This window comes from Candidatus Methylomirabilota bacterium, from assembly GCA_028870115.1.
Taxonomy (GTDB): Bacteria; Methylomirabilota; Methylomirabilia; order Methylomirabilales; family Methylomirabilaceae; genus Methylomirabilis.
This window is the reverse complement of the sequence record JAGWQH010000057.1, coordinates 1-7377: the sequence shown is the minus strand read 5'-3', so window position 1 is coordinate 7377 and position 7377 is coordinate 1. Positions and strand designations below refer to the sequence as shown.

The 7377-nt window shown below is 59.9% G+C and carries 8 protein-coding genes and 1 tRNA gene; 1 reads left to right on the top strand and 8 read right to left on the bottom strand.

The window, feature by feature from the left end:
• The 3 genes from KGL31_06640 to KGL31_06630 all read right to left on the bottom strand — a co-directional run.
• Positions 1-705, bottom strand: a 705-nt coding sequence (locus KGL31_06640; GenBank protein MDE2321581.1) for a hypothetical protein, incomplete at its 3' end; no start/stop codon positions are given.
• Positions 706-801: 96 nt separating this feature from the next.
• Positions 802-1194 carry a hypothetical protein gene (locus KGL31_06635; protein ID MDE2321580.1) on the bottom strand — a complete coding sequence of 131 codons (393 nt, stop codon included), beginning with the start codon at positions 1192-1194 and terminating at the stop codon, positions 802-804.
• Positions 1191-1772 carry a DUF3631 domain-containing protein gene (locus KGL31_06630; GenBank protein MDE2321579.1) on the bottom strand — a complete coding sequence of 194 codons (582 nt, stop codon included), beginning with the start codon at positions 1770-1772 and terminating at the stop codon, positions 1191-1193. The genes KGL31_06635 and KGL31_06630 overlap by 4 nt, the downstream gene beginning before the upstream one ends.
• Before the next feature lie 28 nt (positions 1773-1800).
• Here KGL31_06630 and KGL31_06625 point away from each other — a divergent pair, with 28 nt between their 5' ends.
• On the top strand, positions 1801-2889 hold the full coding sequence (locus tag KGL31_06625; GenBank protein MDE2321578.1) for an IS630 family transposase: 1089 nt from the start codon (positions 1801-1803) through the stop codon (positions 2887-2889).
• On the opposite strand, the gene KGL31_06620 is transcribed toward KGL31_06625, so the two are convergent.
• The 5 genes from KGL31_06620 to KGL31_06600 all read right to left on the bottom strand — a co-directional run.
• Positions 2869-4716 (bottom strand): bifunctional DNA primase/polymerase, encoded by a 1848-nt coding sequence (locus KGL31_06620; GenBank protein ID MDE2321577.1) that lies wholly within the window; start codon positions 4714-4716, stop codon positions 2869-2871. The genes KGL31_06625 and KGL31_06620 overlap by 21 nt on opposite strands.
• The gene (locus KGL31_06615; GenBank protein MDE2321576.1) at positions 4713-4916 is read right to left on the bottom strand and encodes a hypothetical protein; all 204 of its coding nucleotides are present in this window, start codon (positions 4914-4916) and stop codon (positions 4713-4715) included. Before KGL31_06615 ends, KGL31_06620 begins: the two co-directional genes overlap by 4 nt.
• A gap of 107 nt (positions 4917-5023) precedes the next feature.
• The gene (locus KGL31_06610; protein ID MDE2321575.1) at positions 5024-5812 is read right to left on the bottom strand and encodes a hypothetical protein; all 789 of its coding nucleotides are present in this window, start codon (positions 5810-5812) and stop codon (positions 5024-5026) included.
• A 411-nt stretch (positions 5813-6223) separates the two neighbouring features.
• Positions 6224-6299: transfer RNA gene (locus KGL31_06605), tRNA-Lys, on the bottom strand.
• Positions 6300-6339: 40 nt separating this feature from the next.
• Positions 6340-7377: adenylosuccinate synthase (locus KGL31_06600; GenBank protein ID MDE2321574.1), on the bottom strand; the 1038-nt coding region annotated here is incomplete at its 5' end.

The window sequence follows — 7377 nt, the reverse complement described above, 5'->3', positions numbered from 1 at the left end:
TTGCTTTGGAGCCATCCAACGGGGTAACCTGTGCCTGCATCGTTTTGTCCCTCCATTGTGTACGTGGTTGGTGAGCAAACCCCACGATACCAAAGGGTCACGGACAAAACGATGCTTTTTTAACTGCAATGTTTGGGTCAACTGCTCCGCATGGACCATTTTTCCCCGCGCCGCCTCAAGCACCTCTTCAGCCTCCTTCACCATCGCCGTGATCTTCGCGGTGATGTATCGCTCGATGGTGGGCTCCAGGTTCTGCACCCGCTGTTGAAAGCCTCGCTCCAGTTCCGTTCGGCTCGCCTCAATCGCCTCTCTGCTCTCCTCGTAGATGCTCATGTCAGCCTGTGCCAGGTGGTATGACTCGAAACGTCGGCGTCGGCTCGGGTCTAGGGCGTCAAGGTTTTCAAGCTCCGTCTTTACCCGAGTGACTTCCCGCTGCCGTTCCGCTAGTGCTGCCGCGTACCCCGTCTGGATGCCTTGAACGTCCTCGATACCGCGCCGGATGTCGTCAACCAGGGGCAAAACGCGCTGCTCGATGTCCTCGAGAGCGTGAAAGCTGTCTCCAAAGCGGAGGTCGCCCAACCAGCGAGCCACCCGCTGTACGACTTCAGCGCGGGGGCGGGCCAGCGCATCGCGCAATCGATCTTGCCGTTCACGAAGCTTCTCTTCGAGTGTTAACTCTACCATGCCTCTCCTCTCTTTTTTCATCGTGTACTCGTTGCGGAGGTTTGCGGCGCTTGATCTTGCGAAAGCTACTCTCGGGCCTCACGCCTTTGAGCCAGGACGCCAAGCTGCTCCCGCGCCTCATCGGCTTCCCTCGGTCAGATGCAGTTCGTCTTTTCCACAAAAGGGGCACCGACTTTTCTCCTGATACCAGCGCCTCGCCTCGACTTCCAGGGTGCGCCAGGCTGTGTCTGCTCCCACTTGGTTTTCAATCCGGTCGATCTCTTGGTGCAATGACTGGAAGGTCGCCATCGGCTCTTCGGTTTCTGATAATGTCCAGTAACGCCGGTACAGGTCGGTCAGCACATCGCACGCTTGAAGTAGCGCCACCACCTCCGCCTTGTGGGTGCTCAATCTCGCCTTCAGTTCTGACGGAACCTGGGGCCTCCCAGTCGCTTGCAGCCTGCCATCCGGAAGAGAGGTCAAGGTGACGCCAGCCGTTCGCGCCTCTTGAATCAGCTCCGCCGCCATCATAGGACACACACCTCCTCACGTAGGTCGCTTAGGCCATTTTCGGGGTTTCTATCCGTAACATGCGTAACATTCCTTTGTTTCTCAATACTTAGGTCGCTTTTCGTATGCGTAACATCGGGGGTTTGTAACACATTGAATTTAGGGCCTAAGTCATTGTTTTTATTAGGTTGTAACGGATGTAACACATTAGAATCTTGAAAGTAGCGGGAACAAGCATCATCGAAGGCATGCCCTTCGTATCCGCGAAAGGTATCGTTGCCAACCCGCTCCACTTTCGGTCGTATCCCGAACGGCTTTAAGAGCTTCGCCAGCCCGCGGGGTGTGATAGGCTTCCCTCCTTTGTTCCATTCTGGCCAGGGCCTCCCTTCGATCTTCACCAGCTCACCGATCAAGTCGGTAGTAGCCAGTCGGTCAACACCTCGGTCTTTGAAGATCGTGACGGTATCTCCAATCAACAACGCGCCCATGCCGTCGGCCTCGGGGTCCCGTTCTCCGCCGGACAAGATCAGCGCCGCATCTCGCGCTCGGGCGGCCCAGTCGCCGCCCGCTAGTGTCCCGTCCCGTACAACACTTGACAATACAAGATGACTTGTGATCTAATGATGCATGTTCACTCGGGTGCCTGCTCTGACGCTAAATGCTCCCCAGAAGCAACAGTTGGACACCGTGGTCCGCGCAGGAACGACAACGCAGCGGGTGGCGCGCCGGTGTCAGGTGATCCTGCTGGCCAGTCAAGGCGTCTCCAACTACGCCATCGCGCAGCAAACCGGGCTGTCCCGGCCGACCGTAATGGCGACGCGCGTGGCCTTCAGCCATGGGGGGATCGCGGCCATGCAGCAGCGGCCACAGCGCCACCGGACGGGGCCGGTATGCACCCCGGCGGTGGAGCAGCGGATTCTGGACACGACACTGAAGATGCGATCGCCGCATGGGACCCACTGGAGTGTCCGCACGCTGGCCCGGTACCTGGGTCTCTCACGTATGATGATCCAACGCGTCTGGCAACGCCACGCGATCCAGCCCCACCGAGTCGAGCGGTTCAAGCTCTCCACGGATCCACAGTTCGAAGAGCGCGTGCGCGACATCGTGGGCCTCTATCTCAACCCGCCGGAGCGTGCGTTGGTCCTGTGCGTGGACGAGAAGAGCCAAATCCAAGCGCTGGATCGCACGGCGCCTCTCTTGCCGCTACACCCCGGATGGCCGGAACGGCAAACCCACGATTACAAACGCTATGGGACCACCACGCTATTTGCGGCCTTCAACATTCTCACCGGCAAGGTCATTGGGAGCTGCCAGCCGCGCCACCGCGGCAAAGAGTTCGTGAAGTTCCTCGACCAGTTGGAACACGACGTGCCGTCGGACCTGGAGGTGCACCTCATCGTAGACAACTACAGTACGCACAAAAGCGCCGCTGTGCAGCGGTGGCTGAAGCCCAAGCGCCGCCGCCGCTTCCAGTTCCACTTCACCCCGACCAGCAGTTCGTGGCTCAACCAAGTGGAGCGGTGGTTCGCCCTCATCACCGATCGGATGATCCGGCGCGGCACCTTTCGCAGCGTGGCGGAGTTGGAGCACGCAATCTACCAGTGGTTGGCGCACTGGAACAACGAACCCCAGCCATTCGTCTGGACCGCCCGTGCCGACGTAATCCTCGAGAAGGTGCGTCGCTGTCAAGAATTAGCTGGGACGGAACACTAGGTCCGCAATGGCGAGCAGGGGCCGCCAGTTATCAGCCGCGCGATCATTCAGGCTATCGGGGACAGCAGGGTCCGCGTCTCGAAGCTCCTCAATATGGTCTAGCGCCCACCGCGCCGACTTCTGGCAGAGGGGGGCCAGGGCCTCAAGCTGCTTGAGTCGAAACCGTTGCGCCTGCTCGCCGGAGGTCTTGCGCTTCATGGGAATGACAATCGACCGATCCTCGATGGTTCCTGGGGGCTTGCCGATCATGGCGAGTACCTTCGGACAGAAGACCTTAAAGATTCGAGGCTCAAACTCCTCGCCCACTGTACGCACTACCCCAGCCGTCCGCGTATGGCCCGCATTCAGTACGCCGCGCAATTCCTCCGACATGGTTAAAAACGTGTCACCCTCGTCGATCAGCAGACTCGGGGTAAATTGCTCGATGCAACGAAACAGCGCCGCCGGAGTGATGTTGGCGACAGGAAGGGCCTTTGGGAGTAAACCGGAGAGCAGATTCAAGAGAGTCGATTTCCCGCACCGCATGGTCGCACTCACAACCGCTAGGATAGGCGTCACCGCGAAGGCCGCCAAGCAGTACGCATGTAGGACCCACAGCGCAATCGCCGTTGCTGCGCCTCGGGGAAGAATGACGAATCGGGTGAGGGTGCTCTCGATCTCCTCCAGGAGCGCCGCACCGTCTACGGACTCCGGCCAGGGCTCAGGGCCGGCCAGAGTGAGCGGTTGCGCTCCGCCCTCATCGGTCGAACCGCTTGCAAGCGCCCAGGCCGCGTCAACCAGCTTTGCCGGGCCTTCTACCTTTTTGGCTTTTAGGATCGACAACGCCTCTTGTCTGAGCGTTGCACGCTTCAACCCATCGACTCCAGCCAGCGACCCGACAACCAGCCGTAACGCCGCCTCGACGCCTGCTGCTGGCGGTGACTCAGCCAGCGCTCGGAGAGGGGCCAGGGGGTCGCTGTTGCTGTTGGTGTTGCCATTCACCGCATCCTTGGTCGCATCCTTGGCCGAGAAGTCCCTCACCATCCGCCGGATCTTCGCCTGTCCCTTCGCGTCGCCGGGAGGTGTGCATTGACTGAGGAAACCAAGGAGCATCGCCTCCACCTCTTCGACTGGCCTCCCGATCCCGAGGAAGTGACCCGCAATTTGTGTCGCTACGTCGTAGCGTGTGCCACTGGGTGCACCTTGCAGCAATGCCAGCCAGTCCCCCTGTGTCCGTCGCTCCTGTCCGTTGCCGTTCGCCTTCGCCGTGAGCATCGTCAGCAACCAAGCCGGCGGTTCAGCAATCGCTACGTCATTCGGGTGGCTCGATGCTTCCCACACATACCGCTGACCGCTCTCATGGAGACTTTCGGGGGCCACGATATAGCCACCATCACTCTTAATGTCCAAGCCAGAACCGAGCACACCTGAGCCTGATTTGATTGGGTAGCCTGGGTACTTGAAGAGCTTGTGAAACCCACCGCCGCCCGTTTGACTTTCAACCGTTGAAGGCAGCTCGCCGTGTTGCGCCTCAAGCTCCCGGAGAGTATCGTCGCCGCCGTGCCTGGGGTCCACATCGACGACAAAAAACCCGCTCGCTTTGCCGGTGGCAATCCCGATATTCGCGTCAGGCCATCGCGTCCACCAGTGCGTGATTGTCAGTTCGACCGTTGACGCATAGGTGAATCCGCCCGCAATCCTCGGGTGTTTTCCAGCACTCTTTTCACAGTCATCATCTTTGCATGTACAGCGTCCGTCAATGATGGTGTGGAGCGGGAAGACCGGCCAGCCGCGGCGGGCAAGGTCTAGCGCCGACTCAAGCATTGTTGCCGTCGCCGCGCCGGTCATCGTCGCCCCTCACCGGGTAGCCGTTCGCGCCCTTCCCGGATCAGCTTCTCGATGTCGCTTTCTGAGAACGTGAGCCGCCTTCCGATCCGTACCGCCGCCAGCCCAAGTCGAACCCGATACCGTCGATCCGCCAGGGACCGTGGAGAAACCGAGAGCCGTTCCGCCGTCTTCTCGATAGAGACCTGCTTCGTGTGCTGCATCGCATGTACTCCTTTCCCGAAAAACAACAAAGGCGTAAAGCATCTTCGCTCTACGCCTATCTTCGCTGAGGAACAGCGTGCAGGAATCCGTCGAAAGAGAGGGGGTTTTATTTACCAGTTCTCTCCTTTTTTCCAAGCGCCTTGTACTTCTCAATCGAATACTCTGATAGCCCAAAGAGTTCCGCCGTCCGCTTCAGGGCTAACCTTGCTGGGGTGTTGCTCCCGCCTTTCCAGTCTTTGAGCTGCACAAGGTCCTCTTTGGGAATCGTGAAGGTGGGAGAGGGAAGCAGCGGCAGCTTCCCTTTGACGGGCGTATACGGTCCAGCAGGGGTGACGTGAGTGGGGCAGGGTCCAGTATCCGGCCAGTAGCCACGGGGAAGCTGCACCGTCGGGGGCTCCTTCCCTTGCTTGACGGCTTGGTAGGCGGCCAGCATATCACGATACACGCGGGCCACGTCGGAAGGAGCAGGAGAACACTTGTTCCCTCGCAGGTCCGGCAGCAGCGCCTTGGCCAGCATCTCTAGTCCCGCCTTGGCCTCCCGCTGTTGCTTAGGGGTACGGGCATGGACCATGCGGAAGCGAAGCACGCGGATCGCCATGACTACCTGGGGGGTCTTGAGATAGTCCGGGTCCCGTTGAATCAGCTCAGCCAAGGCCCCGATGTCCCCCTGTCCCCCGCGCTGTTCCAGCCGTTTATGCTCCGGGTCATCTCCTTCGGGGAAAGCAACGTCCCTCAATGCATGTAGCAGGGAACACCAGTCGGAGGTCCATGCGTCTTGCTTCACTGGAGCAGCCTCTATAGCCGCTTGTAGCCGTGTGGCCAGGGTCCGCGCCTTCTGTTCAGGAGTCGGGGGGTCGGAAACGGGGATCGTGGGGTCGGTCTTTCGTCTCGGCATGGCTCCCTCCTGTCGAAGCGCCTGAAGGTGACCCGGCCAGGTCGGTCAGGATGCCGACTTTTCCCGTCGTCACGGTAGGCCGGGTGTGTGTGTGATCAGCTTAGCACGTTTCTCTCATCCGCCCTCTCGCGCCGTGTGCCCCAGCGTAGCTAATGGTCTTGTGAATCCCCCCGGAGAAGAAAAATTTGCGCGGAGCCAAGCGAACTTTTTGGGTAGGGGGTCAAGCGTTCGAGAAGTGGGGGTATGGGGGGCACGTGTAGAAAACGCCAGAAAAAGTCAGTGTACATCCCAGTGTACATTCCAGGTCTATTTTGGTCGTTTTCCATCGTAGCCTAGCATGGTTCGTGCCAAGCGTCTAAGTGTGCGTGACTACAGGATTATTCAGCGTTTTCATGCAGATAGGAAGAGGGGTGGTGACCCGTCCGGGACTCGAACCCGGGACTCCCTGCTTAAAAGGCAGGAGCTCTGCCAACTGAGCTAACGGGTCGTCATGCAGAGAACTTGCGGCGCGATAATCCAGAGAAAACTTAGCGTGTCAGCCCCCACTGCCGCAAGGCCGGCGTCGAGCGAAGGATCGTCTGGTCCCGCCGGGGCCCTGTGGAGATGAGCCCTGCCTTAACCCCTGTCAGCCCCTCAATCCGCTCGATATAGGCCCGGCAGTTGGCCGGCAGGCGCTTGTATGAGGTGATGCCGGCAATGCTCTGGTTCCAGCCGGGTACCTCTTCATAGATCGGCTCACACGCCTGCAGGAGACCGGTCTCATTCGGAAATTCCCCAAGAATCGCACCGTTGCATTGATAGCTCGTACAGATCCGGATTGAGTCACAGGCATCCAGGACGTCCAGTTTCATAAGGGCGAGGGCCGAGAGGCCGTTGATCCTGGCGCTGTACCTGACAGCCACGGCATCGAACCAGCCGCAGCGCCTCGGCCGCCCCGTCGTGGCTCCGAACTCCTGCCCGCGCGTCTGTAGCATCTGACCGATTGCATCCGTAAGCTCCGTCGGCATCGGACCCTCGCCGACGCGCGTCGTATAGGCTTTGGTCACGCCGAGGACGCCGTCGATCGTGAGCGGACTCACCCCAATCCCGGTGCAGGCGCCTCCGGCCGTGGCGCTCGATGAGGTGACGTAGGGGTAGGTCCCGAGATCGACGTCCAGGAGGGTCCCCTGCGCCCCCTCAAACAGGACGCTCTTCCCAGCTTTGATCAGATCGTAAATGACGAGGGAGCTGTCCACCACGAAGCCGCGAATGCGCTCGAACTGCTCAAGTTGCTCCGCCGCCATTTTTTCGTGATCGAGTTCCTGCAGCTCCCGATGCCCGGGAAACTGAGCTCGCTTCTCTTCAAGATTACTGCGGAGGCGCTCCTTGAAGAGGTCACGGTCGGTCAGATCGCCCACCCGGATCCCTGTCCTCGCCATCTTATCGACATAGGCCGGACCGATCCCGCGTCGGGTAGTCCCGATCTGCCGACCCTCTCGGAGCCGCTCCTGTTCAGCATCCAGTATCGTATGGTAGGGGAGCACCAGATGCGCGTTTTTGCTGATAAAGAAGTTCTCCTCGATCTT